The sequence below is a fragment of the Paraburkholderia sp. A3BS-1L genome (assembly GCF_051125215.1).
In the GTDB taxonomy this organism is placed as follows: domain Bacteria; phylum Pseudomonadota; class Gammaproteobacteria; order Burkholderiales; family Burkholderiaceae; genus Paraburkholderia.
The window spans coordinates 441,880-465,277 of record NZ_CP120444.1 but is presented as its reverse complement, the minus strand read 5'-3'; the positions used below and the strand labels follow the sequence as shown (position 1 = coordinate 465,277).

Here is a 23,398-nt window from a genome sequence, read left to right as displayed (position 1 = left end):
GGTGCCTCCCCTACGAACGACGGCCCGATGGCGACAGTGCAATGACGCGACATGGGTGCTTGAACGCAGTTTTCAGATAGTGCGCGAAGCGGGCCTGCCGCCGCTGCGCGGGCGGTCATAGCAGCCGTGCGCGAGCGTTTGCGGCAGCGTGCTCCATGAGAAGAGCCACGATTTCGCGCGTCGGCACGCTCACCGCCAGCGCGCCGACCATGGTCGGGCGAACCCAGCGACAATGCACAATTTCGTGGGCGGGCTGTGGCGTCGTATCGACTGGCACATCGAGAACGAATACGTGATGCCGTTTGCTGAAGCCCACAAACTCGAATTCATACCGTAGCAATTCTCCGACAATCAATGTTTCTTCCAGCAGCTCCCGCTTCGCCGCATGCAGTGGGCCCTCGTGCCGCTTTACCGTCCCGCCGGGGAGTGACCAGCGAGAGCGCCCGCGCGTCACGAGCAGTACCCTGCCATCATTTCGGCACACGATCGTCGCGCGGCTTCTCATGGCTGAAAATTGTCTGGTGACCTTCATTAACAGGCGGGTACGAACCTTCCGTCCCGCATTCTCCCGCATTCGTTACCCCGGCAGCGCCGCCGGATGGAACACGAACCCAATCGCAATTCCCGCGCCTGAAGCCGCACCATCACCTCGACAGTCGCCATCGATGAGAACGGACTCATGTCGGTCGTTGTCGCCAAAATTCAGTGACCTGCAAAGTCAATAATTTGGATATCTAAATCTTATTTTTGAGAGCCAAATTTCCTCGAACTGACAAGTAACATTTTCTTTTCTCAGATGAAACTCTTTTCGCAAATCTGGCGGGCCGCATTTATTGATTGCATCGCCCATCCCATCGTGCACAACGACAGTTTCAGCGACATGCGGGACGGCCCGGATTGCCGCGTTGCCGTCCACCATTTACGATCAGATCACCTCGCTAGCGTCGCCTATTCCGATTGACACCGCGAGAGCAAAGCTTAATGAATTTCACCAGTGATGATTGGAGCAGACGAATGAACGAACTGGCTGGTGACATGCTGGCGACCGTCCTGAACATCGACGCGGAAATCAGGGTCCGCACGAACCGTCTGGCTGAAATGGAGCGCAGCGCTCAAGAGGGAATGGACCCATGGCTGGATGAAGCGCAAGCTATTTTGCTTGCGGACGTGGCGCGGTTGAAAGCGCGCCGCGAAGAGCAGTTGCGCAAGCTCGAAGCGCTGGTTGCTTGCCGACCGGCCAGACGGTCAACAAGCAAGCACGTGCTTTTTGGCTGACTGGTTGGAGTTGGGCGTCGCTTGTCCAGGTGCGGCGGCGTTCAACTGTTTGCCGCCATGCGTACGCGCGCGCCATTAAATAGTCAAACAATGGGCGCACGCGGTCAGCCGCGGGATAAGAGATTTCCTTGACCGAGTCCGGGCACACGATCGCTCGCTCAACCGGCCCGGCCGGCACTCGCCCATTAACGTTTTCACGTCATGGCGTGGAGCAGGGTTTCACCATCATGCGTCACACGCGGGCGGTGCACGCCAGACGCGAGTTTCTCGAGTGCGACAACCTGCTGCTCAAGCAGCGTGTCGAGTTCTTCGCGGTCCAGGCCGATCTGGTCGGGCGACGCTTTGACCAGCATGAGCGTCGCAAATTCGTGAGGGCTCAACATTGCTGTCTCCTTTGTGCTTCTGATAATTTTTTTGCCGCTTTCTATCGGTCAGTCCTGCACGGGAGGGCGATACGGTCAGTGTTGCCTTCGACTAGAGTTCGCTCCGGTCCTGAGCGGGTGTTCGGGCATGGACCTGCCGCTGCCCGCGTCCAGCTCCGTGGTGTGGGCACACGCGAGAGGAAGCGGGGTAACCGTCATCTCCAGCGCAGAACTGGCGAGCATCGCGATGACATTTTCGGTGCACTGGGGCCCGGCAACGGAAATATCGATTGTCATTGACTCGACGCCGGTCTTGCGATCGACGCTCACACTCTAGCGCCGAACTTTGGCGCCGCTTTTCGCCAGCGATTGCCATATCGGAATGACCTGCAGCTTGCCCTTGGCGGCGTGGATCGAAAGCCTTTGTATGACCATTCTGGTATCCATTTTTGACGACTACCTCAGCCGGGAAAAGAAGAATACGCAGGGAATATTAAAAAGTCATGCCCGGGAGCCTGTCCGTATAGGCAGAGTTATGGACGCGCAACCGCCGGAGCGCAGCAGTGCGTCTTCTACATCGGCCCGAGTTCGTCGCCAGGCCAATGCCTCGCCAAGTCATTCAGCAGTGGGCCCAGTTCTTCGCGATCCCGAAAGCGCTTGTTCGGCTTCAGCGATGTCCCGAGCGGTGGCGCCGGAAGCCAGCGTCGAGGCGACTGGGTGGCAGCCGGTGTTTTCCCTGAGATGAAATCGGTTGCAGCCAAAAAAAGGCTGAACTACGATTCAATCAAATAGAAATTCGATGTGAAATTCTATGTAAAGCGGCCTGGACACCGGAGGGTCCGGTGCGCCTCGTGATTTCGGCCGGGATGCGATGGCATTAGCGTCTCCGATGGAAGGTGGCGACTTCACGCGTGGCGGATTCGTAGACACGTTCCATCTGTTCGAGGCAGGCGGTAGCCTGCTCGGCAGCGGACTGGATGCCCGCGGCCGCCTTGGCCATCTTGAGGAGCACCGCCTCACGCAACCGTGCGTACTCTTCGCACACGCGTGCACCTTCTGCAGTGCTCACGTAGTACACGCCAGTGCGCGCCGTTCCGGATTTTTCGACGAGTCCGGCCTTGATCAGCTTGCGTAGTTCGTACTGCATATTAGCTACGTCCTGCCGGTTGGTCATATGCAGCAGATCGCGAATGGTCTTTGGCCGTTCGTGCATATGGATGACGTGCACCAGTGCGTTCTCCAGGCCGCTCAACGTGGTGCCGGTGACCGCGGCCATGCACTCGGACTGCCAGCGCGAGAACGACTGGTTCAGACGCATCACGGCGTATTCGAGGTCGGTGATCTCGACGCCGAAGTCGTCCATCGCGAGGTGCCATCGATGTTCGGCAGCGTCGGTCTTTTTTGTGGTTCTGCGTGAATGTTCGGTCATTGCGGAATCGCGCGGTTGCGGCCTATGCCGTCGACTGGGTTGAGAGAGTGGGGCGCCGCGAGGCAGCCCGTCATGTAAACAAATTTTACTGCGCCAGGACTGACATGAGACGAATTCTGAACACGAAGGATTTCATTCTGGGGACGTTTGCGACGAACTGCTCGGGCGGGATGTCGGTGACGAAGATCGGGGAGCGCTGGGCCAACTCGTGGGAGAACAACGAAAAGCTCGCGCTCATGCTGGACGAGGCCGGTATCGACTTCATGCTGCCCATCGCGCGCTGGATTGGCTACGGCGGGGAGACGGACTTCCACGGCTCGGTGCTGGAGACCATGACGTGGGCCGCGGGCCTGCTCGCGAAAACGCGCCATCTCACCGTATTCGCGACGATTCACACGGCGGCGAACCATCCGGTCGTGGTTGCCAAGCAGATCGCGACGCTCGACCAGATTGGCAGCGGACGCGCCGGCCTGAACATCGTCGCGGGCTGGAACCGCCCCGAGTACGAAGCGCTCGGCCTGCCGCTCGCGACAGGCCACGACAAGCGCTATGCGTATGCGCAGGAGTGGTTCGACGTCGTGCAGAAAATCTGGACGCACGACGGCCCCTTCAACTGGAACGGCGAAAATTTCCAGCTGAAGAACGTCTATGGGCTGCCGCGCCCGTGGAACGGCGAACGCCCGCCGATCCTGAACGCGGCCGGTTCAGGCGAAGGGCGCGATTTCGCGATCGGCAACGCGAATTTCCTGTTTACGCCGGCGATCGATCTGGATCGTTCGCGCACGGAGATCGCCGAGCTAACGCAGAAAGCCGTCACTGCGGGTAAGGACGTCAACGTGCTGACGTTCTCGCACGTAGTCTGCCGCCCGACCGAGGAGGAAGCGCGCCAGTATCTCCACTATTTTGCGCAGGACAACGCGGACTGGGGGGCGGTCGATAACCTGGTTGCACTGCAGTTCGCGAATGCACAATCGTTCCCGCATGATCTGCTCGCGCTGATTCGCGACCGGATGGCCGCAGGGCACGGTGGCTTCCCGCTCGTGGGCACGCCCCAGCAGGTGGCGGCGGGGTTGATCTCGCTCGCCGAAGCCGGTTTCAAGGGCACGACGCTGTCGTTCGTGGATTATGTGAAGGAGTTCCCGTACTTCCGCGATACGGTGTTGCCGATCCTCGAGGCACATGGGCTGCGCAGCCCGCGGGAGCGTAGCCATGCAGCCTGAAGCCATCGATGACATCGGCGCGCTAAGCCGCTGCTTCGTGCAGGCGATGCGCGGTTTCGCGGGCGCGGTCTGCGTGGTGACCGTCGCGGACGCAGAAGTGCGCAGCGGCTTTACCGCCACTTCCGTATCGTCGTTTTCGGCTCAGCCGCCCATGGTGGTGGCCTCGCTGAAAGCGACCAGTTCTTCGGCCGCACTGCTCGAACGTACGCGACGCTTCGGCGTGAACCTGCTGCGCACCGAGCAGCGTGCGATCGCTGAGCGCTTCGCCGGATTTTGCGGCGAACAGGGCGAGGCGCGCTACGGCGACGACCAATGGGTGCACGCGATACCGGACGGCGCACCGCTGCTGGCGAATAGCGTGGTCGCTATGGATTGCGAGGTGGAGGAGTTGATCGTACGCCACGGGCACCTGCTTATCATCGGCCGCGTGCGCGCGGTGAATCGCGACGAGTCCACGCCTTGTCCTCTCGTCTACTGGCAGGGGCGTTACACCGCGCTCGCTGACCAACTGGCGGCAGCGGGCTGACTTCTCTCATTCGGGGAGATCCTGGCACATTTGTTCGTATCAACTGTGCGACGATGCCGGGCTGGTACTAAGCATGACGAATCATTGATGAAAATTGGAGATTGTCGATGGGGAGGAAGTACGGGAAATGCGCGCTCGCTGCGCTGATTGGCCTTGCAGCACCGGTCGCCCACGCGCAAAGCAGCGTCACGATCTTCGGCTTGCTGGACGCCGGCGTGTCGTATATCAGCAATCAGGGTGGTAAATCGAACTGGCAGATGGCGGATGGCATTGCGGTGCCGAACATCTTCGGAATGGAGGGGACAGAGGATCTGGGCGGCGGCCTCAAGGCAAAGTTCCGTCTCGTCAACCAGTTCTCGCTCGGCAACGGCTCGATCATCGCCTCGCCCAGCAACAGCTCGATGACGAGCGGCGGTCTCTTTGCCCGCGAAGCATGGACTGGCCTCGCGAGCGACCGTTACGGCAGCCTGACAATGGGTCGCCAGCAGGACTTCATGGTCGATACCTTGCTCGCAGACGTCGGTGCGGATTCGGCGCTATACGTGGGCGGCCTGTACAACTTCCGTGACGGTCCGTTCTCCGGCCTGAATCTGCCGGATTCGCCGCCAAACGAAGCCTATAACTTCGATCATATGAACGGCGCCGAAGCGTTGTCGAATTCGGTGAAATACACGTCGGCGAACTTTAGCGGACTCAAGTTCGGCGGTATGTACGCGTTCGGCGGGACTGCTGGCAATTTCAGTCAGAACAGCGCGTCGAGTTACGGCGTGAGCTATGCGAGGGGGGCGCTCGCCGTGGGGGCCGCCTATACGAATGTCAAGTACGCGGTGCTCGAAGGCGGGAGTATCCGCAACTGGGGGGCGGGCGCGCGCTACTCGATCGGCGGCGCGCTGTTGACTCTGCTCTATACCAATACGCGCAACACACAAAATGGTGCGGCCGTCAACATGGTCGAGGCGGGCGGCACGTATCGCGTAACACCGGCATTCGGGCTGGGGGCGAACTACATGTACATGTGGGGCAACGCGGGCGTCGACAACAATCACGCGCATCAAATCAATGCCGTGGCTCAGTACAGTTTGTCGAAGCGCACGACGGTCTATGCCGAGACGTCGTATCAGATCGCCAACGCCGGGGCGACCGCGGCCATCGACGGCACGTTCGGCCCGTCCAGCAGCAATTATCAGTTTGTGGGGCGGGTCGGGATCCAGACGAGGTTCTGACCAGTTGGATGAGCACCGCCCGCCGTGTGTGCGGGGGGCGGTGGAGCAGCCTGAACGTGGCGATCCCGCTGTTGCTCGCGAAACTCGTGCTGCTCAGCCCACAGAAGATGGACGCGCATGGCTGCCAGTCCGCTCATGGAAGCGTGATACACGGTCGAAATCTGCTGCTCTCTAACCCTCAGGAAGTTCGAGCCGACAACCCGGCTTTCGCGTCGATACGTGCAACACGCTGCGCCTGTGGAAGAGCGAAGCTATCGAGTCCTTCGACCTGCAGGATTTCAACGCCGGCGACTACTACCAGGCCGTACAGGACAAGGTGATCTCCGAAACACCGTGCTGGGTGCCGTACCCGAATGACGAGCCCGTTTCGCGTTTCGCCCTCATGTTCACCACGCAACTGAACGATACGCATCCTGCCATAAGCCGCGCTGCGCGAACAGGTTCCCGGCGGCGCCGCCAATCACTCAGCATTCCTCTATAAAAATCGTTGTCGATGCCTGTCTGACGAACCCTGCAGGCCGTGTTCGGTCCGTATCGTTCGCTGTCCTGGCTGGTGACATGTCCGTTGCCCGGTTGTGGCGAAACGCAACAAATTTCGTGTTGACTGTTGCATGCGCGAGGTGCTGACAAAAATGTCCCAAACCCTTGTCCAGCAAGGATATCGACATGTTGGCATGTGGTTTGCTTTGTAGCTGCGGTACCAGGCCACAGCCCTTCCGGGCGTGAGGTGTTCCTGCGTTTATCGAGCGGTCATGCAAATTCACATGGAGACAATGATGAGAGAACGTGTAGCGTCGGCATTCCGAATGAGATCATGGGGGATAGGGCTTGCCGCAGTGGCCATGCTCAGTGGCGGCATGGCGCGCGCGGCCGCCGACTATCCGCCCGTCACCTTCGGCAGGCTGTCCAGCGCGCAGGGCGATCCGGGCTGGCTGACTTATTACCGCACCTATGACGGTCAATCGCATTCGCCTCTAAAGCAGATAACTGCGTCGAACGTAGCAAATCTGAAGCAGGCGTGGGCCTACAAATTCCCTGACGACCTGAAACAGGGCTTCGAAGCAACCCCGATCGTCAACGGCGATTATCTATTTGTTAGCACGCCAAAGGACAACGTCTACGCTTTCAACGCGAAAACTGGCGAGCAGTTTTGGAAGTTCGAGCCGAAGCTCGGACCGGAGTCGTTCAAGACGGCCTGTTGCGATGTGGTCAACCGCGGCGTCGCGCTGTATGGAAAGAACGTCTATGTCGCGATGCTCAGCGGCGAAGTGGCCGCGATCGACGCGCAGACCGGCAATCTGGTCTGGAAGAAGCAGATGTTCGAGCCTGGTCTCGGCTACGCGTTTTCGCTCGCGCCGCTCGCGCTGAATGGCTCGATCGTGGTCGGCACATCGGGGGGCGAGTACGGCATTCGCGGCTATATCGCGGCGCTGAACCCCGAGGATGGTTCGATCCAATGGAAGCGCAATACGATTCCGGGCAAGGGAGAGAAGGGCAGCGAAACCTGGCCCGAAGGCATGCAGGATCATGGTGGCGGCGCGGCCTGGCTGACCGGCACCTACGACGTCTCCTCGAACACGCTGTACTGGGGCGTGGGCAACCCCGGCCCGTGGCTGGCCGCACTGCGTCCCGGCGACAATCTGTACTCCGATTCGCTGCTCGCGCTCAACCCGTCGAATGGTTCGATCAAGTGGCACTACCAGTTCACGCGTAACGACACGTGGGACTACGACGGCGTCAACACGCCGATCCTCGCGAAGATCACCTATCAGGGCAAACACTACGACGCGATCGTGCACGCCGACCGCAATGGCTTCTTCCACGCGATCGATCGCACGACCGGCAAGCTGATCTATGCCAAGGCCTTCGTCAAGACGGAATCCGTCACCGGCTACACGAAGGATGGTCAACCGATCGCCGACGCGAGCAAGTATCCGAAGGCCGGTACGACTATCGAAACCTGCCCGAGTTTTCTGGGCGGCAAGAACTGGTGGTCAGTGTCGTATGACCCGAGCCGTCATATCGCCGTGGTGCCGACCCTGCACGCCTGCATGAGCCTGTCGGGCAAATCGGTAAGCTACATGGAGGGCCTGCCGTATCTCGGCGAAGGCTTCGAGATCAAGCCGGAACCGGGCAGCGAGGGTTACGGTGAACTGCAGGCAATCGACGTGAATACCGGCAAGAAGCTCTGGAGTCACTGGACCAGGATGCCCTGGAATGGCGGCGTGGCCACCACGTCAAGCGGTCTGGCTTTCAGTGGTTCGCTCGACGGCCACCTGTATGCGTTCGACACCGCTACCGGCAAGATCCTTTGGACCAGCCCGCAGTTGGCGAGCGGCATCATCGCGCAGCCATCAGTCTTCGAGGTTGACGGTAAGGAATACGTAGCAGTACTGGCAGGCTACGGCGGCGCCAATCCGATCTGGGGCGGACCGATGGCCGACGTCGCCAAGGATGTTCCGCGCGGCGGCACGCTCTACGTATTCGCATTGGCGCAGGACTGATTCAGGCCTGTGCGGCCTCTCACGAATTCATCTTCATAACGAGCACTACATCATGGTCTCCCAAGCACGCAGAACTTTCATGATCCACACCGTGGGCCTGTGCGCGGCGCTCGCCGTGGCGCAACGCGCACAGGCGGGTGCGCCGCCCGTCGACGAGAACGACCCGGCAGCCAAGGGCCTTGGCTATCGCGCCAAGGCCAGCACAGTCGACGCTGCACACTTTCCCAAGTATCAGGCGGGCCAGAAGTGTGCGAACTGCCGGTTCTACACTGGCGCGGCGAACGAGCCCTCAGGGCCGTGCCCGATGTTCCCGGGTAAGGCCGTTTCCGCGGACGGCTGGTGCAACGTTTATGCAAAGCGCGCCTGAGCAGCACACCTGAGTCCGCCCGGTGCCGGCTCGCCCGGCACCTCCCGTTCCTGAATCCGGCATTCTCCGCATGACATTGACTATCGGCGCACTTCTGGCGCTTTCATTCCTGATCTCCATGCTCGGCCTGTTCCTGTTCATCTGGGCCCAGAGCAAGGGGCTCATGCGCGCAGGCCCCGCAGCGGCAGAGGTGATCTTCGCTGCGCATGAGGTCGGCTTCGTCGAAGACCCCGCCGCACCGCAGGCGCAGCTCGCGGCCTTGCAGGCCATCGAGCGCGCCGCCGAGGGTGCAGCCCACGCCGGCACCGCGCAATTCGCCCTCGCGCCCGATGCTTGCGAAGCGCGTCTGAAGCAGGACCGTTCGAGCCGCTGGCCCGCCTTCGCCTTCCTGACGTCCTCCATCGTCTGGCTCGTGCTGGGCTCGCTGGCCGGCCTGATCGCCTCACAGAAGCTGACGTCACCCGACTTCCTCACGCAGAGCGCCTGGCTCACGTTCGGCCGGATCCGCACTGCGCATCTGAACATGGTCGCCTATGGCTGGGCCTCGATGGCCGGTCTTGGCGTCGTGCTGTGGATGCTGCCGCGCCTGCTCGGCACCGAACTGGCCGGCGCGCGCTTCGCCACGCTCGGCTCGCTGGTCTGGAATGGCGCGGTGGCAGGTGGCGTCTCGGCGATCCTGTGCGGCTGGACCGACGGCCAGCAATGGCTCGAGATCCCCTGGCAGATTGGCATCCTGTTTGCGGCAGGTGGCGCGCTCTGCGCGGTGCCGCTGTTGTGCACGCTGCGCCGTCGCACCGTCGATCATCTGTACGTATCGGTCTGGTATGCGAGCGCGGCGCTGCTTTGGTTCCCGATCCTCTATGTGGTCGCGAAGGTCCCGCACGTTCATTCCGGCGTAGAGCAGGCGATCGTCAACTGGTGGTATGCACACAACGTGCTTGGCCTCTGGCTCACGCCGATCGGTCTCGCATCGGCCTACTACTTCATCGCCAAGGTGCTTGGGCGTCCGATCTATTCGTATAGCCTCTCGCTGGTCGGCTTCTGGGCGCTCGCGATGTTCTACAGTCAGGCCGGCATCCACCACCTGATTGGCGGGCCGGTGCCAGGCTGGCTGGTGAGCGTGTCGGTGGTGCAGAGCGTGATGATGATCGTGCCGGTGCTGGCCGTGGGTGTGAACCAGCATATGACGGTGGTGGGGCGCTTCGCCGCGCTGCGCCATTCGCCGACGCTGCGTTTCGTGGTGCTCGGCGCGATGCTCTACACGCTGGTTTCCCTGCAGGGTTCGCTCGAGGCCGTACCGTTCTTCAACCGGCTGGTCCATTTCACGCAATACAAGGTTGCGCATGCGCACCTTGGGGTCTATGGCTTCTTTTCCATGATCATGTTCGGTTCGATCTATTTCATCATGCCGCGCGTGCTCGAACGTGCGTGGCCCTACCCGCGCCTGATCGCGGCGCATTTTTGGCTGGTCTGCGTCGGCTTCGCGATTTATTTCGTAGCGCTGACGATTGGCGGCGTGCTGCAGGGCGTCGCGCTGCTCGATGCCTCGCGCCCGTTCATCGAATCGGTGACACTGCTCGAACCCTGGCTGCTGGCGCGCACGGTTGGCGGCGCGCTGATGACGCTCGGCCATGTGATCTTCGCCGGTCATTTCGTTGCGATGGTAGTGGGCCGCAGCGTGTACCGGACAGATCACAGCGGTGTCGAGCAAGCGGGCTCGCTGGGGGTGCGGGCATGAACCGCCTGCTGACCATTTTCATCGGCGCACTGATCATGCTGGCGCTTGCCACGCTCCTGCTGGTGGCCTTGCCGTACCGGGAACTGCGGACCGTGGGGGCACCGCAAGCGCTCGCACCTTACACGATGACCCAGTTGCGGGGCCGCGCCACTTATATCTCGATGGGCTGCGTCTACTGCCATACGCAGCAACCGCGCGCGGCCAGTTTCGGTCCCGATGCGCTGCGCGGCTGGGGCCGCCCTTCGGTGCCGGCCGACTATGCCTATGACGACCCGCATCAGCTTGGCGTGGCGCGCACCGGCCCCGATCTGTTCAATATCGGCGTGCGCCAGCCCAGCCTCGACTGGAATCTTGTCCACCTGTATCAGCCGCGAGCGGTGTCGCCGGGCAGCGTGATGCCGTCGTATCCGTTTCTGTTCCGGCACGTCACGCAGGCCGCGCCCGGCGAAAAGGTGATCAGCCTGCCGCCGCGGTATGCGCCGGCGCACGGCCAGCTCGTCGCCACGCAGGAGGCGCTCGATCTGGCGGCCTACCTGATTTCGCTGAACCACACCTATCCGATTTCCGCTTCCGAAGCTGGAGCCATGCAATGAACCGCCGTTTCCAACACGACTCCTTGATTGATCTGCGCGAACATGCGGAGCCCGGTGAGCGCACTCATCCCGTGCCCTGGCTGCTGTGGATCACCGTCCTGTCGCTCACAGTGTGGGGTGCCAGCTATTTCTGGCTGGAAATGTATTGGCCCGAGCAGGGTGCCGCGGCCAGCACGGCGGTCCAACCGGGTGCTGCGGCAGCGCCAGGGCCAGACGGCGCGCAGATCTTCTCGAGCCGCTGCGCCGCGTGTCACCAGGCAACGGGCAGCGGTCTGCCGGGCATGTTCCCGCCGTTGGCCGAATCGGAGTGGGTAAATGGCGACGCCCACAAGCTTGCCGATATCCTGCTGCTCGGCATCGAGGGCGCGCTGTCGGTCAAGGGGGCGAGTTTCAATGGCACCATGCCGACGTTTGGCGGGACGTTGTCGGATGCGGAAATCGCCGCAGTCGGCAGCTACGTGCGCTCGCGCTTCGGCAATCATGCGCCTGCGCTCGACGCTGTGCTCGTCAAGGCCGAACGCGATCGCCTGGGCCATCGCGCTACGCCGTGGAAGGGCGACGCCGAGCTGAAGTCGGCGCAATAGCGATATGTCCATGAGCGCCGCATCGACTCTCGACTGCATCACACTCGACGTGCGAGGCATGTGGTGCACGAGCTGTGCCAACGCCCTGGAGCGCGTAATGAAGCGTCAACCGGGCGTGCTCGATGCCACGGTCAGTTTCGCCTCGGAGTCTGCCCAGTTGCAGTGGGATCCCCATGTGACCACACTCGATTCGATCCTTTCTGCCGCCGATAAGCTCGGTTACGCCTGCGCCGCAGAGGGCGCCGGCCACGACCGCCGCGCGCACTTCGCGAGGATCAGGCGGGATCTGGGCTTGCGTCTGGCCGTGGCGGTGTTCTTCGACATGTGGGTGATGGTCGCGCAATGGACGCTTTATCTATCTCCCGACGGCACACTGTCGCCTGCGGCGCAATATGACTTCGCGTTGTTTGCAGGCGTGATGTGTCTGCCGATCATCGGCTGGTGCGCGCGGCCGTTCTTTCGCGCGGGCTGGCGCACCCTGCGTGCTGGCGCGCCGGGCATGGACCTGCTGGTGTCGCTTGGCGCGCTGGGGGCCTTCGCCTTGTCGCTGTGGCGTCTCGCGAGCGGTAACTCGGCCGTGTATTTTGATTCGGCGGCTACCATCGTGACCTTCCTGCTCGCGGGTCGCCTGATCGAAATATCGGTGCGGGCCCGCTCCGCGGATGCCGTGCGAGTCCTGCTCGATCTGCCGCCAGAGCACGTTTGCGTCGTCAACGCGGATGGTTCAGAGACGGTGATGCTTGCCAAGCGGGTCGCGCCGGGCAACGCCATCCGGATCCGGCCCGGCGAGCGTATTCCACTCGACGGCATCGTTGTGCGTGGCACGTCGCTGCTCGATCGCTCGCTGCTGACCGGCGAAACGCAGCCCGCGAAAGCCGGCTGCGGCGACGCGGTGGAGGCCGGGACGCTCAACGGCGAGGGCGAACTGATCGTGCTGGTACATGGCGCATGGGGGGCGCGTCGGGTGGACCGGATCGCGCGCGAAGTGCGTCGCATGCTGGCGCGCAAGACCGCCTCGCAGACACTCGCCGAACGGTTCACGCGACGTCTGGTGCCGGCGATCAGCATGCTGGCCGTGGGTGCCTGCATGCTGGGCCTGTACCGCGGGATGGCGTGGCCGACGGCGCTCGAGCGTGCGGTGGCGGTGCTGGTGATCACCTGTCCGTGCGCGCTGGGCATGGCGGTGCCATTGGCGTTGTCGGCGGGTGTCGGGCGAGCCGCGCGGGAAGGCATCCTGTTTCGCGACGTCGAAGCGCTGGAAAAGGCCGGGCAAATCTCACACGTCTATCTGGACAAGACGGGGACGCTGACCGAGGGCCGGCCCAGGCTTGTGAACTTGTGCCTTGCGCCAGGTATCGATCGCGATTTCCTGATTGAAATGGCAGCGCTGGCCGAGCGTGGCAGCGAACATCCGCTGGCGAAATCGATTCGTTCGCTCGTGTCGGCGGCCCGTCTCGAGGTGCTCGATCGCGCCATCGGGACCTGCCGGGCGGTGCCGGGTTCCGGCGTCGAATGGCTGGGCGCGGATGGCGTCTGCCTGCGCGTGGGGCAGGCCGCATGGCTGGCTGAAAACAGCGTTGCCGTGCCGTTCAAGTCCGTGCCGCACACGCTGGCGCATGTGGCGCGCGGGGATCGGTGGCTGGGTGCACTGGCCTTTTCCGACATGCCACGACCCGGTGTCCGCGATGCCGTGACGCGTCTGCGCATGTCCGGCCTCACCGTTGCGATGCTGAGCGGCGACGCCGACGATGTCGCCCGGGACATCGCCCGCAAGGTGCGTATTGCGGAAATCGATGTCTTTGCCGGCCACTCGCCCGAAGAGAAGGCGCGCCGCATCCACGCTGCCCAGGCTGCTGGCGCCTGCGTGATGTTCGTCGGCGACGGTCTCAACGATGCGCCAGCGCTTGCCGCGGCTGATCTCGGGGTGGCGGTGGAGGGCGCTACGGCGTCGTCGGTGGCCTCGGCGGCGATCGTGCTGACGGGGGGCGGAATTGCGCGGCTCGATCACGCACTGCTGCTCGCACGGCATACCGCGCGCACCATGAAGCAGAACCTGGTCGCCGCGGCCGCATACAACCTGCTGGCGATTCCTCTTGCACTGACCGGGCACGTCTCCGCGGCCATGGCAGCGGCGTTGATGGTCGCGAGCTCGCTGTCGGTCACGTTCAACTCGGCACGCCTGCTGCGCACGGGCAGCTCGCGAGATGCCGCGATGGACGATATTGCCAGGTCATGCCATGCCTGGCCGTGACGCTCGATGCGCCTGCCGTTCAGCGGCGTTGGACGCATGCCTCCCGACGTCCCGGGTCGTATCGCGCGCTCTGCGGTTGACAGTTCTCGCACTGCAGATCGTGGCGCCGAAATGCGCGATCTGCTGGACCACCTACGCGGGGCTATTCGGCGCGAGCTGGTTCGCGGCAACGCGATACAACCCGGTCTGGTTCGCCGCAACCCTGGGCGCAGCGGCTGTCGTGCTGACGCTGGCATGGCACGAGACGCGGCGTACACGCCAATACGCCGCCGCACTCGCCAGTCTGCCCGGCTGGGTGCTGCTGCTTTTCGGCGCGTTTGTCGGGTTTGCTTCGGTCAGGTGGGCGGGCGTGTTGTGGCTGGGGTTCGTCGCGGCGCTATCCCATTGGCACGGCGGGCGGGCGAAAGCGGATCTTCGATGAGCCTCTGATGACGAGGCTCTGGCATCAGGCGATTCAGGCATTTACTTGATTAGTTATACGAAATAAATGGAGCGCGAATGAAATATTGACAACCGGCTCGATCGTTGAAATCCCCTCGCGCGCGCCAATTCGATGGCGCGGTTCGCAGTTAAAAAGAAGAGAAGCCGATCAGGCTTGATTCAATCAGAAAATCAAGGAGACATGATGCATATCCGACACTATCGACGCATTACGCTGGCTGTGGCACTTGCAACGATGGCGAGCGCCGCAGCGGCGCAATCTTCGGTAACGCTCTACGGCACCATCGATGCGGGTTTGCTTTATCAGAATCGTGCGGCGACGGGGCAGGGTTCGCAGGTCCAGCTCGCAACGGGCGGCATTGATCCGAGCGTCTGGGGCTTGAAGGGTAACGAAGATCTGGGCGGCGGCATGGCCGCGACCTTCGACCTGGAATCCCACTTCGCCAGCAATAATGGCGCCTTGATGATGGGACCCGGTTATCAGTCGGAAATCTTCCGGCGTCAGGCCAACGTCGGGCTGACCACGCCATATGGCTCGCTCACGTTGGGCCGGATGTACAGCCCGTCGATTCTGGCCGCCATCACGACCGAGCCGCGCGCATTCGCGGAGAACCTGTCGAACCTGTACACCTGGGCCTATAACCAGCTCGCGGCACCCGGCAACGCGCTGGGCGCGGGCACCAACCCCGGTAATGACGTTGGCGTCTTCATCGGCAATGCGCTGCAGTACGCGAACACGCTCGGCCCCGTCTGGCTTGGCGCCGCGTGGTCGTTCGGCGGAGTGGCGGGCAGCCTGCACAGGGGCAGTGAGATCTCGCTGGGTGCGACCTATACGGGGCCGTTCACGGCGTCCGCTGCTTATCAGCAGGTTGCCGATTCCGTGACCGGCGAGAACGTGAGCCGTCTGTGGAGCGTGGGCGTGGCCAAATCGTTTGGCCCGGTAACCGGCAAGCTCAACTATTTCGACGTGATCGACCGCTCCATCTATGGCCCGGACATCTCGCACGTGAGCTCGATCAGTCCGGGCATCAGCTACCAGTGGAGCGCAGCGAATACGGCTGAACTGGCCGCTTACTACAACACCTATCGCGCCAGCCACAACAGCACGACGCGTTCGCTGGTGCTGAGCGACGATTACGCGTTGTCGAAGCGCACCGTTGTGTATGCACAGGTGGCGTACGTCGATGCCGGTGCGGTCGGTGCTGCCGATCCACTCGAAAGCCTCAAGACGTCGATCGTCGCCGGTGGCACCGCCCCGGGCGAGAAGACCGTGCTGGTCAACGTCGGCATCGCGCACCACTTCTGATCGATACAGCAGCACTGGCGTGCGGCGTTCAGGCGCCAGTGCTGCCCATTCCGGGGCCGGGCCGGCGCACTGCGCTTTTCCCGCGCAGGCACAGATACCTGGAGACTCACAACGCACTTGATTCTGTTGTGCCGTTCTGCAACAGGACCGCAGTTTGTGACACCCGATGATCCAAATAGCAACACGCGTGCACGCATGCCTGCGAATTTCATGCCGCAGGACGGCGCCCGCGCGCTCCATGTCCGCATGGCACGTACTTTGCAGATAAGGCGGAGTGCCATTAGCACGCTTTGAACCTCACATACTGAGCAGGAGACGCAAGATGAACCCGTTTGATCTGAAACAGCTGGGCGTTGATATCGAGTATCCATATCGCAAGCAGTACGAAAATTATATTGGCGGCAAGTGGGTGGCGCCGCTCGATGGCGAGTATTTCGAGAACGTGTCGCCGATCAATGGGCAGCCGTTCTGTAACGTGCCCCGCTCGCGCGGTGCGGATGTGGATCTCGCCATCGACGCCGCACATGCGGCGCGCCGCAAATGGGGCAAGACGTCCGTGACCGAGCGGGCGAATCTGCTACTCGCGGCGGCGGACCGGATGGAAAAGAATCTCAGGCTGCTCGCTGTCGCCGAGACCATCGACAACGGCAAGCCACTGCGCGAAACGACGCTCGCGGATCTACCGCTTGCCATCGATCATTTCCGCTATTTCGCGGGCTGCATCCGGGCGCAGGAGGGCGGCATCTCCGAGATCGACGACAACACGGTCGCCTATCATTTTCACGAGCCCCTGGGTGTTGTCGGCCAGATCATTCCCTGGAATTTTCCGCTGCTGATGGCGGCATGGAAGCTCGCGCCTGCACTCGCGGCGGGCTGCTGCGTCGTGATGAAGCCCGCCGAGCAGACGCCGGCTTCCGTGCTCGTACTGATCGAGTTGATCGGCGATCTGTTCCCTGCGGGGGTGATCAACATCGTCAACGGCTTTGGCAAGGAAGCGGGTGAAGCGCTGGCAACCAGCAACCGCATCGCGAAGATCGCGTTCACGGGCTCGACGCCCGTCGGCAAGCGCATCCTTCATGCAGCAGCGGACAATCTGATCCCTTCGACGGTCGAATTGGGCGGCAAGAGCCCGAACATCTTCTTTGCCGACGTGCTTGACCATGACGACGTGTTTCTCGACAAGGCGCTCGAGGGGCTCGCCATGTTTGCCCTGAATCAGGGTGAAGTTTGCACGTGCCCGTCCCGCGTGCTGATTCAGGAATCGATTTACGAGCGTTTCATCGAGAAGGCGATTGCCCGGGTCGAACGCATCAAGATCGGGCATCCGCTGGACCTCGACACCATGATCGGCGCACAGGCGTCGCAACAGCAACTCGACAAAATCATGTCGTATATCGACATCGGGCGAGGCGAAGGCGCGCAATGTCTGACTGGCGGCGAACGCGCGGCCCCTGGCGCCGAGCTTGGCAATGGCTTCTATGTGAAACCGACCATGCTGTTCGGCCACAACAAGATGCGCGTGTTTCAGGAAGAGATTTTCGGGCCGGTAGCTTCGGTCATGACTTTCAAGGATGAACAGGAAGCCATCGAGATCGCGAACGACACCTACTATGGCCTTGGCGCCGGAGTATGGACCCGCGACGGCACGCGCGCATACAGAATGGGCCGCGAGATCGAGGCCGGACGTGTTTGGACCAATTGCTACCACCTGTATCCCGCGCACGCGGCGTTCGGTGGCTACAAACAGTCGGGCATCGGCCGGGAAACCCACAAGATGGCGTTGTCGAATTATCAACAGACCAAGTGCGTACTGGTGAGTTACCAGCCCGAGGCGCTCGGCTTCTTCTGAGCGCATAGCGTGGCGCCTGGATGAGCACCTGCCCTGAATGACCGCCGCGATGTAGCAATCCGGCGGCTTTCAGCGGCCGAATTCAGGTACGTTCGCCCGAAGCAGGCGTCACCCAATGTGACCGGATACACAATATGGAATGGACATGTCTGCAATTGAATCGGTTCTTCAGGAACATCGCGTGTTTGCGCCGTCCGCGCAAACGGTGGCGGACGCTACGGTGTCCGGCATGGACGCATACAAGGCCTTGTGCGCCGAAGCCGAAGGCGATTACGAGGGTTTCTGGGCGCGTCTCGCGCGCGAAACGCTGACGTGGCAAAAGCCCTTCACGAAGGTGCTCGACGAGTCGAAGGCGCCGTTCTACACCTGGTTCGAAGACGGCGAGCTCAACGCCTCGTACAACAGCCTCGACCGCCACGTGGAAGCGGGCAACGGCGAGCGCGTCGCGATCATCTTCGAAGCCGACGACGGCACCGTCACCAACGTGACCTACCAGGACCTGCTCTCGCGCGTCTCGCGCTTCGCCAACGCCTTGAAAAAACGCGGCGTGAAGCAGGGCGACCGCGTGGTCATCTACATGCCGATGTCGGTTGAAGGCGTGGTGGCGATGCAGGCCTGCGCACGCATCGGCGCGACGCACTCGGTGGTGTTCGGCGGCTTCTCGTCGAAGTCGCTCAACGAACGCATGGTGGACGTGGGCGCGGTCGCGCTCATCACCGCCGACGAGCAGATGCGCGGCGGCAAGGCGCTGCCGCTGAAGAACATCGCCGACGAAGCCATCGCCATGGGCGGCTGCGAAGCCGTGCAGAGCGTGATCGTCTACCAGCGCACGGGCGGCAAGGTCGGCTGGACCGAAGGCCGCGACCACTGGATGCACGAGCTTTCGGCTGCCGGGAGCGACACCTGCCCGCCGGTGCCGGTGAGCGCGGAGCACCCGCTCTTCATCCTCTACACCTCGGGCTCGACCGGCAAGCCCAAGGGCGTGCAGCACAGCACGGGCGGCTATCTGCTGTGGGCCGCGCAGACCATGAAGTGGACCTTCGACTCGAAGCCCGCGGACGTGTTCTGGTGCACGGCCGACATCGGCTGGGTCACGGGCCACAGCTATATCGCCTACGGGCCGCTCACGATCGGCGCGACGCAGGTCATGTTCGAGGGCATCCCCACGTACCCGAACGCGGGCCGCTTCTGGGAGATGATCCAGAAGCACAAGGTCACCGTGTTCTACACCGCGCCCACGGCCATCCGCTCGCTGATCAAGTCCGCGGAAGCCGATGCGAAGGTGCACCCGAAGAGCTATGACCTCACATCGCTGCGCATCCTCGGCACGGTGGGAGAGCCGATCAACCCCGAAGCATGGATGTGGTACTACGAGAACGTGGGCGGCAAGCGCTGCCCGATCGTCGACACGTGGTGGCAGACCGAAACCGGTGGCCACATGATCACGCCGCTGCCGGGCGCGACGCCGCTCGTGCCGGGCTCGTGCACGCTGCCGCTGCCGGGCATCATGGCGGCGATCGTCGACGAAACGGGCCAGGACGTGCCCAACGGGCAGGGCGGCATTCTCGTGGTGAAGCGCCCGTGGCCCGCGATGATCCGCAACGTGTGGGGGCAGCCTGAGCGCTACAGGTCGGGCTACTTCCCCGAGGAACTCGGCGGCAAGCTGTACCTCGCGGGCGACGGCAGCGTGCGCGACAAGGAAACCGGCTACTTCACGATCATGGGCCGCATCGACGACGTGCTGAACGTCTCGGGCCACCGCCTGGGCACGATGGAGATCGAGTCGGCGCTGGTGGCGAACCCGCTGGTGGCCGAAGCCGCCGTGGTGGGGCGCCCCGACGACACGACCGGCGAAGCCGTGGTGGCGTTCGTGGTGCTCAAGGCCGCGCGCCCGCACGGCGACGATGCGGTGAAGCTCGCCGCAGAACTGCGCGCGTGGGTGGGCAAGGAGATCGGGCCGATCGCGAAACCGAAGGACATCCGCTTCGGCGAGAACCTGCCGAAGACGCGCTCGGGCAAGATCATGCGGCGCCTCTTGCGCTCGCTCGCGAAGGGCGAGGCGATCACCCAGGACGTCTCCACGCTGGAAAACCCGGCGATTCTCGATCAGCTTGGCGAGGCGCTTTGAATCAGATAGCGGGCAGCCGTCGCTAATCGCATGAATGATGAGGATGACGTAACGCTTGCCAACATGCTGCCGCGTGGGCTCGTAGTACGCGGCTACGTGTTCTCCGTTGATCGACTTGCTTGCGGCGTCGCCCGGTGATCGGGCGCGCCGCAATTTCGCTTCCAGGGAGATCGCCGTTGTCGAGCGAGCCGATGGCAAGCAGCGAGAATTGGCCTTCCGATGCCAATTCGAGAGGATGCCGCGCTCCAGCGAAGCCGGCACCCTTCGTCGCGAAGCGCCGTGTTAGTGGCGCGGCCCGGCATTGAGCGGCGTTGTCGAGGTTTGCGCGGCCTGTGCGGTCAGCTTCGTGCCACCGGACTCATACCCGTTCGTGTAGAGGAGGAAGGCCATCAAGTCGGCGTAATCCTCGTCGCTCATCTTGCCGGGGTGATCGGCGGGCATGTTGGTCGACATGTACTGATAGATGCCGCCGATCGTCAAATGCGAGTTGGCTGCGGGCGCAAATGCAGGGCCGCTCAGCGCCGGCGCCGTGATCCCTTCGAGCTTGGCGCCGTGGCATTTCGCGCAGGAATCCGCATAGAGATGTTCGCCCTGCGTGACCTGGTCGTGATCGAACGATGGCGCCGCGCCGCCCGTTGTTGCAGCGACCTTGATGAAGCCCCCGCCCGCCGGCACGCCGCGCACTTGCCACACATCTGCGCGGGGCAACGTGCGAGTCGCGCCGATGAGATAGCGCGCTGAGATGCGCGTGACGCTCGCCTGCGTGGTGGACCCGGCGGCGGTGGTGGCTCCAGTCGCCTTGTTGCCGGGTAGCGTCCAGTTGCGCGTCAGCGCGGCGAGCCGGCCGTCGTTGCGCATGCGCGTGAGCGCGCTGTCGATGCGCTTTTGCAGCGACTGCGTGCCGGGCCCCGATGCGAACACGAGATTCCAGTCGGCATAGGGCGACTCGGCGACAGCAACGTCGAACTGCTGCTGCGGGTGCGCATGCCGGTACTCGACCACGGCCGGATACCAGACGATCGCGCGCTGTGCACGGCCCTTGGCGAGCGCATCGACGGTCAGCTCGGAGGTGTTCTCGAGATCGAAGCGTGCGTTCTTCTGCTGGACCGCGATCAATTGCGACGGACTCGACCACGTGGCGGCAATGGTGACCTTGCCGCCACCTGGTTCGACGCTGGTGTTTGCGGCATGTGCGCCGTGCAGGGTGACGCTCACGTAGCCAGACCGTAAATAGCCCTGCGAGAAAAGCAGGCGCGAGCCGTCGCCGTCGGCGACGCTGGAACGCGGAAAGCCCGCGATCACATCGCAATCGCGCTGCAGCGATTGTGCGAGCTCATGAGCGGAGATGCCGTCGTCGCCACCGTCGTCGTCGATACCGCGCTTGCTAAATGTCGCGGTAATGCCAGCGGCGTCCAGCACCGCGCGCGCAACGGACGTGTCCAGTTCGGCCGACGGACTGCCGGGCAATGTGCACACGCGCACGCTGGATGCGGCCTGCGCGGGAGACTGCGCAGCGCCGGCGGCGAGCGCGGCGGCGAGCGCAATGTGAGTGAGTCGAATGTTCATGGTGTTGCGTTCCAGTGATGGCGGAAACCGCGCGCCCGCATTGGCTGCGTGCGGGCGCGCAAAGCGGCAGATAACCGATGTAGAGGCAATGCGGGGCTCAGCTGTGATCGAGCGCGAACACGTAGAGCGTGCCGCCGCGCGGAACATCCTTGGCGACGTCGGCCATCGGGCCGCCCCAGATCGGGTTCGCCCCGCCGTAGCCCGCGAGCACGGCCACGTATTCCTTGCCGTCGACTTCGAATACGGAAGGTTGCGCGATGATCCCGCTCGCGAGTTGCGGGCTCTCCCACAGCACCTTGCCCGTGGATACGTCGAACGCGTACAGGTGGCCGTCGAGCGAGCCGCTGAAGGCAATGCCGCTGGCCGTCGTGGCAACGCCGCCGTTCCAGGGCATCTTGCTCCAGTGGCCCCAGAGCTTCTTGCCGGTATTCACGTCGATGGCCTGAAGCTCGCCATAACCCTTGCTGCCCGGCTCAGGCTGGATCTCGAAGCCTTCGCCGAGGTAGGGCAGGCCCTCCATATAGCTGACCGATTTGCCGGACAAGCTCATGCACGCATGCAGAGAAGGAACCACCGCGATGTGCCGGTCAGGATCGTAGGACACCGACCACCAGTTCTTGCCTCCCAGGAAACTCGGGCACGTGTTGATCGTCGTGCCGGCCTTCGGGTATTTGCTGGCATCGGCAATCGGCTGACCATCCTTCGTGTAGCCCGTAACGGATTCAGTCTTGACGAACGCCTCGGCATAGATCAGCTTGCCGGTCTTGCGGTCGATCGCGTGAAAGAAGCCGTTGCGGTCGGCGTGAATGATGGCGTCGTATTCCTTGCCCTTGTAGCTAATGTCGGCAAGGATCGGGGTATTCACGCCGTCATAGTCCCACGTGTCGTTGCGCGTGTACTGGTAGTGCCACTTCAGGTCGCCGTTCTTCGGATTGAGCGCGAGCAATGAATCGGAGTACAGATTGTCTCCGGGACGCAGCGCGGCCAGCCACGGCCCCGGATTGCCCACGCCCCAGTACAGCGTGCGCGTAGCGGCATCGTAGGTGCCGGTCAGCCATGCTGCTCCGCCGCCGTGGCCCTGCATCCCATCGGGCCACGTATCGCCGCCCTTTTCGTCGGCATTCGGGATCGTGTAGCGCTTCCACAGAATCGAGCCATCGTCGGGATTGAGGGCGGCAATATAGCCTCGGATCCCATATTCGCCGCCAGACGTGCCCACGACGATAGAGCCGTCGAGCGCGAGCGGCGCAAGCGAGAACGCGTAGCCGAGGCCCGGTTCGAACATCTGCTTCTTCCAGACCAGATTGCCTGTCTGCGCGTCGAGCGCGGCCACTTCACCGCTTAGCATGGCCACGTAGACGTTCTTTCCGTACAGTGCGACGCCACGATTCACTACGTCACAGCAGGCAGTCTTGAACGATTCCTGGCCGAGCTTCGGCTCGTACTTCCAGAGCTGCGTGCCGGTCTTTGCATCGAATGCGTAGACATTGTCCTTCGGCGTGCTCACGAATAGATAGTCGCCGTTGACGATGGGCGTTGCTTCAAAGCCTTGCTTGAGATCCGCAGGGAACTGATAGCTCCAGGCTTGTTTGAGCCCGGCGACGTTCGAGGCGTCGATCTGCTTGAGTGGCGAATGCGACTGGCCGCTATAGGTCCGGTAATAGGTGAGCCAACCCGGGTCGCTCTGCGCGTGGGAGAGGCGCTCGTAGGTCACGGCGGGATAGTCCGGGGCGGCGGCCACCGGAGCCACATTGAGCGTCATCGCGATGGCGGTGCTCGCCCCATAGACAGCCAGCCGGCTTGCGGCAGCCGAACGTTTCTTCATAGTCGTCTCCTGAGTCTTTGTCGATGCAGTGCCGGCAGAGGTGCAGCCCTTGTTTCGGTGGCCGTCCGGTTGCGGTGTCCTTACTGCAAATCGCATGCCATTTGTGCGCGCGAGCCTCCGGGTGCGGCGGGCCTTCAATGCGTGACGGATGACGACGACCGCGCGGTGCTCCAGGTGTTGCATCCAGGTACAAAGCGGGTGAGTCGGTGTT

Annotated in this window: 19 protein-coding genes and 1 pseudogene; 15 read left to right on the top strand and 5 right to left on the bottom strand. The window is 62.8% G+C overall.

Annotated features, from left to right (window positions below):
• Nucleotides 1-115: 115 nt before the first annotated feature.
• Nucleotides 116-574 (bottom strand): NUDIX hydrolase, encoded by a 459-nt coding sequence (locus tag P5W99_RS27240; protein WP_421027890.1) that lies wholly within the window; start codon nucleotides 572-574, stop codon nucleotides 116-118.
• Nucleotides 575-1,014: 440 nt separating this feature from the next.
• Between P5W99_RS27240 and P5W99_RS27235 the strand changes: the two genes are divergently transcribed.
• On the top strand, nucleotides 1,015-1,275 hold the full coding sequence (locus P5W99_RS27235) for a hypothetical protein (protein ID WP_421027889.1): 261 nt from the start codon (nucleotides 1,015-1,017) through the stop codon (nucleotides 1,273-1,275).
• Nucleotides 1,276-1,469: 194 nt separating this feature from the next.
• Here the strand turns inward: P5W99_RS27235 and P5W99_RS27230 are convergent, their stop codons facing one another.
• On the bottom strand, nucleotides 1,470-1,658 hold the full coding sequence (locus P5W99_RS27230) for a hypothetical protein (RefSeq protein ID WP_421027888.1): 189 nt from the start codon (nucleotides 1,656-1,658) through the stop codon (nucleotides 1,470-1,472).
• Between the two features lie 856 nt (nucleotides 1,659-2,514).
• On the bottom strand, nucleotides 2,515-3,000 hold the full coding sequence (locus P5W99_RS27225; RefSeq protein WP_421027887.1) for a winged helix DNA-binding protein: 486 nt from the start codon (nucleotides 2,998-3,000) through the stop codon (nucleotides 2,515-2,517).
• Nucleotides 3,001-3,170: 170 nt separating this feature from the next.
• On the opposite strand from P5W99_RS27225, the gene P5W99_RS27220 reads away from it, so the two are divergent.
• The 14 genes and pseudogenes from P5W99_RS27220 to acs all read left to right on the top strand — a co-directional run bounded on the left by P5W99_RS27220 (nucleotide 3,171) and on the right by acs (nucleotide 19,796).
• Nucleotides 3,171-4,286, top strand: coding sequence for an LLM class flavin-dependent oxidoreductase (locus tag P5W99_RS27220; RefSeq protein WP_421027886.1), 1,116 nt, complete (start codon nucleotides 3,171-3,173; stop codon nucleotides 4,284-4,286).
• Nucleotides 4,276-4,812 carry a flavin reductase family protein gene (locus P5W99_RS27215; RefSeq protein WP_421027885.1) on the top strand — a complete coding sequence of 179 codons (537 nt, stop codon included), beginning with the start codon at nucleotides 4,276-4,278 and terminating at the stop codon, nucleotides 4,810-4,812. The genes P5W99_RS27220 and P5W99_RS27215 overlap by 11 nt, the downstream gene beginning before the upstream one ends.
• Nucleotides 4,813-4,919: 107 nt before the next feature.
• On the top strand, nucleotides 4,920-6,035 hold the full coding sequence (locus P5W99_RS27210; protein ID WP_434665258.1) for a porin: 1,116 nt from the start codon (nucleotides 4,920-4,922) through the stop codon (nucleotides 6,033-6,035).
• A gap of 202 nt (nucleotides 6,036-6,237) precedes the next feature.
• Nucleotides 6,238-6,465 (top strand): annotated as a pseudogene (locus tag P5W99_RS27205) (glycogen/starch/alpha-glucan phosphorylase); the annotation flags it as partial.
• Nucleotides 6,466-6,811: 346 nt separating this feature from the next.
• On the top strand, nucleotides 6,812-8,539 hold the full coding sequence (locus tag P5W99_RS27200; protein WP_421027883.1) for a methanol/ethanol family PQQ-dependent dehydrogenase: 1,728 nt from the start codon (nucleotides 6,812-6,814) through the stop codon (nucleotides 8,537-8,539).
• 52 nt (nucleotides 8,540-8,591) lie between these two features.
• Nucleotides 8,592-8,906, top strand: coding sequence for a high-potential iron-sulfur protein (locus P5W99_RS27195; protein ID WP_421027882.1), 315 nt, complete (start codon nucleotides 8,592-8,594; stop codon nucleotides 8,904-8,906).
• Between the two features lie 70 nt (nucleotides 8,907-8,976).
• Nucleotides 8,977-10,644, top strand: a complete 1,668-nt coding sequence (locus P5W99_RS27190) for a cbb3-type cytochrome c oxidase subunit I (protein WP_421027881.1) — start codon at nucleotides 8,977-8,979, stop codon at nucleotides 10,642-10,644.
• Nucleotides 10,641-11,237 (top strand): cbb3-type cytochrome c oxidase subunit II, encoded by a 597-nt coding sequence (locus tag P5W99_RS27185; RefSeq protein WP_421027880.1) that lies wholly within the window; start codon nucleotides 10,641-10,643, stop codon nucleotides 11,235-11,237. Before P5W99_RS27190 ends, P5W99_RS27185 begins: the two co-directional genes overlap by 4 nt.
• Nucleotides 11,234-11,821, top strand: coding sequence for a c-type cytochrome (locus P5W99_RS27180; RefSeq protein WP_421027879.1), 588 nt, complete (start codon nucleotides 11,234-11,236; stop codon nucleotides 11,819-11,821). The genes P5W99_RS27185 and P5W99_RS27180 overlap by 4 nt, the downstream gene beginning before the upstream one ends.
• Nucleotides 11,822-11,825: 4 nt before the next feature.
• Entirely contained in the window at nucleotides 11,826-14,072 is a 2,247-nt protein-coding gene (locus P5W99_RS27175) for a heavy metal translocating P-type ATPase (protein WP_421027878.1), read from the top strand.
• 76 nt (nucleotides 14,073-14,148) lie between these two features.
• On the top strand, nucleotides 14,149-14,493 hold the full coding sequence (locus P5W99_RS27170; protein WP_421027877.1) for a hypothetical protein: 345 nt from the start codon (nucleotides 14,149-14,151) through the stop codon (nucleotides 14,491-14,493).
• A gap of 201 nt (nucleotides 14,494-14,694) precedes the next feature.
• Nucleotides 14,695-15,819 carry a porin gene (locus P5W99_RS27165; RefSeq protein ID WP_421027876.1) on the top strand — a complete coding sequence of 375 codons (1,125 nt, stop codon included), beginning with the start codon at nucleotides 14,695-14,697 and terminating at the stop codon, nucleotides 15,817-15,819.
• A gap of 322 nt (nucleotides 15,820-16,141) precedes the next feature.
• The gene (locus tag P5W99_RS27160; RefSeq protein WP_421046602.1) at nucleotides 16,142-17,668 is read left to right on the top strand and encodes an aldehyde dehydrogenase family protein; all 1,527 of its coding nucleotides are present in this window, start codon (nucleotides 16,142-16,144) and stop codon (nucleotides 17,666-17,668) included.
• Between the two features lie 145 nt (nucleotides 17,669-17,813).
• On the top strand, nucleotides 17,814-19,796 hold the full coding sequence (gene acs, locus P5W99_RS27155; RefSeq protein ID WP_434665250.1) for an acetate--CoA ligase: 1,983 nt from the start codon (nucleotides 17,814-17,816) through the stop codon (nucleotides 19,794-19,796).
• A gap of 282 nt (nucleotides 19,797-20,078) precedes the next feature.
• Here the strand turns inward: acs and P5W99_RS27150 are convergent, their stop codons facing one another.
• Both P5W99_RS27150 and P5W99_RS27145 read right to left on the bottom strand, forming a co-directional pair.
• Nucleotides 20,079-21,362: a c-type cytochrome gene (locus tag P5W99_RS27150; RefSeq protein ID WP_434665247.1), complete on the bottom strand. Its 1,284-nt coding sequence runs from the start codon at nucleotides 21,360-21,362 to the stop codon at nucleotides 20,079-20,081.
• Between the two features lie 97 nt (nucleotides 21,363-21,459).
• Nucleotides 21,460-23,187 carry a methanol/ethanol family PQQ-dependent dehydrogenase gene (locus P5W99_RS27145; RefSeq protein WP_421027872.1) on the bottom strand — a complete coding sequence of 576 codons (1,728 nt, stop codon included), beginning with the start codon at nucleotides 23,185-23,187 and terminating at the stop codon, nucleotides 21,460-21,462.
• Between the last annotated feature and the right edge of the window lie 211 nt (nucleotides 23,188-23,398).

What these genes read in the sequence shown, in the direction of transcription:
- P5W99_RS27235 (WP_421027889.1), top strand. Translation starts at nt 1,015, where the DNA reads ATGAACGAACTGGCTGGTGACATGCTGGCGACCGTCCTGAACATCGAC.
- P5W99_RS27175 (WP_421027878.1), top strand. Translation starts at nt 11,826, where the DNA reads ATGTCCATGAGCGCCGCATCGACTCTCGACTGCATCACACTCGACGTG.
- P5W99_RS27190 (WP_421027881.1), top strand. Translation starts at nt 8,977, where the DNA reads ATGACATTGACTATCGGCGCACTTCTGGCGCTTTCATTCCTGATCTCC.
- P5W99_RS27180 (WP_421027879.1), top strand. Translation starts at nt 11,234, where the DNA reads ATGAACCGCCGTTTCCAACACGACTCCTTGATTGATCTGCGCGAACAT.
- P5W99_RS27195 (WP_421027882.1), top strand. Translation starts at nt 8,592, where the DNA reads ATGGTCTCCCAAGCACGCAGAACTTTCATGATCCACACCGTGGGCCTG.
- P5W99_RS27210 (WP_434665258.1), top strand. Translation starts at nt 4,920, where the DNA reads ATGGGGAGGAAGTACGGGAAATGCGCGCTCGCTGCGCTGATTGGCCTT.
- P5W99_RS27220 (WP_421027886.1), top strand. Translation starts at nt 3,171, where the DNA reads ATGAGACGAATTCTGAACACGAAGGATTTCATTCTGGGGACGTTTGCG.
- P5W99_RS27200 (WP_421027883.1), top strand. Translation starts at nt 6,812, where the DNA reads ATGAGAGAACGTGTAGCGTCGGCATTCCGAATGAGATCATGGGGGATA.
- P5W99_RS27230 (WP_421027888.1), bottom strand. Translation starts at nt 1,658, where the DNA reads ATGTTGAGCCCTCACGAATTTGCGACGCTCATGCTGGTCAAAGCGTCG.
- P5W99_RS27240 (WP_421027890.1), bottom strand. Translation starts at nt 574, where the DNA reads ATGCGGGAGAATGCGGGACGGAAGGTTCGTACCCGCCTGTTAATGAAG.
- P5W99_RS27225 (WP_421027887.1), bottom strand. Translation starts at nt 3,000, where the DNA reads ATGGACGACTTCGGCGTCGAGATCACCGACCTCGAATACGCCGTGATG.
- P5W99_RS27185 (WP_421027880.1), top strand. Translation starts at nt 10,641, where the DNA reads ATGAACCGCCTGCTGACCATTTTCATCGGCGCACTGATCATGCTGGCG.
- P5W99_RS27145 (WP_421027872.1), bottom strand. Translation starts at nt 23,187, where the DNA reads ATGAAGAAACGTTCGGCTGCCGCAAGCCGGCTGGCTGTCTATGGGGCG.
- P5W99_RS27160 (WP_421046602.1), top strand. Translation starts at nt 16,142, where the DNA reads ATGAACCCGTTTGATCTGAAACAGCTGGGCGTTGATATCGAGTATCCA.
- acs (WP_434665250.1), top strand. Translation starts at nt 17,814, where the DNA reads ATGTCTGCAATTGAATCGGTTCTTCAGGAACATCGCGTGTTTGCGCCG.
- P5W99_RS27215 (WP_421027885.1), top strand. Translation starts at nt 4,276, where the DNA reads ATGCAGCCTGAAGCCATCGATGACATCGGCGCGCTAAGCCGCTGCTTC.
- P5W99_RS27165 (WP_421027876.1), top strand. Translation starts at nt 14,695, where the DNA reads ATGATGCATATCCGACACTATCGACGCATTACGCTGGCTGTGGCACTT.
- P5W99_RS27150 (WP_434665247.1), bottom strand. Translation starts at nt 21,362, where the DNA reads ATGAACATTCGACTCACTCACATTGCGCTCGCCGCCGCGCTCGCCGCC.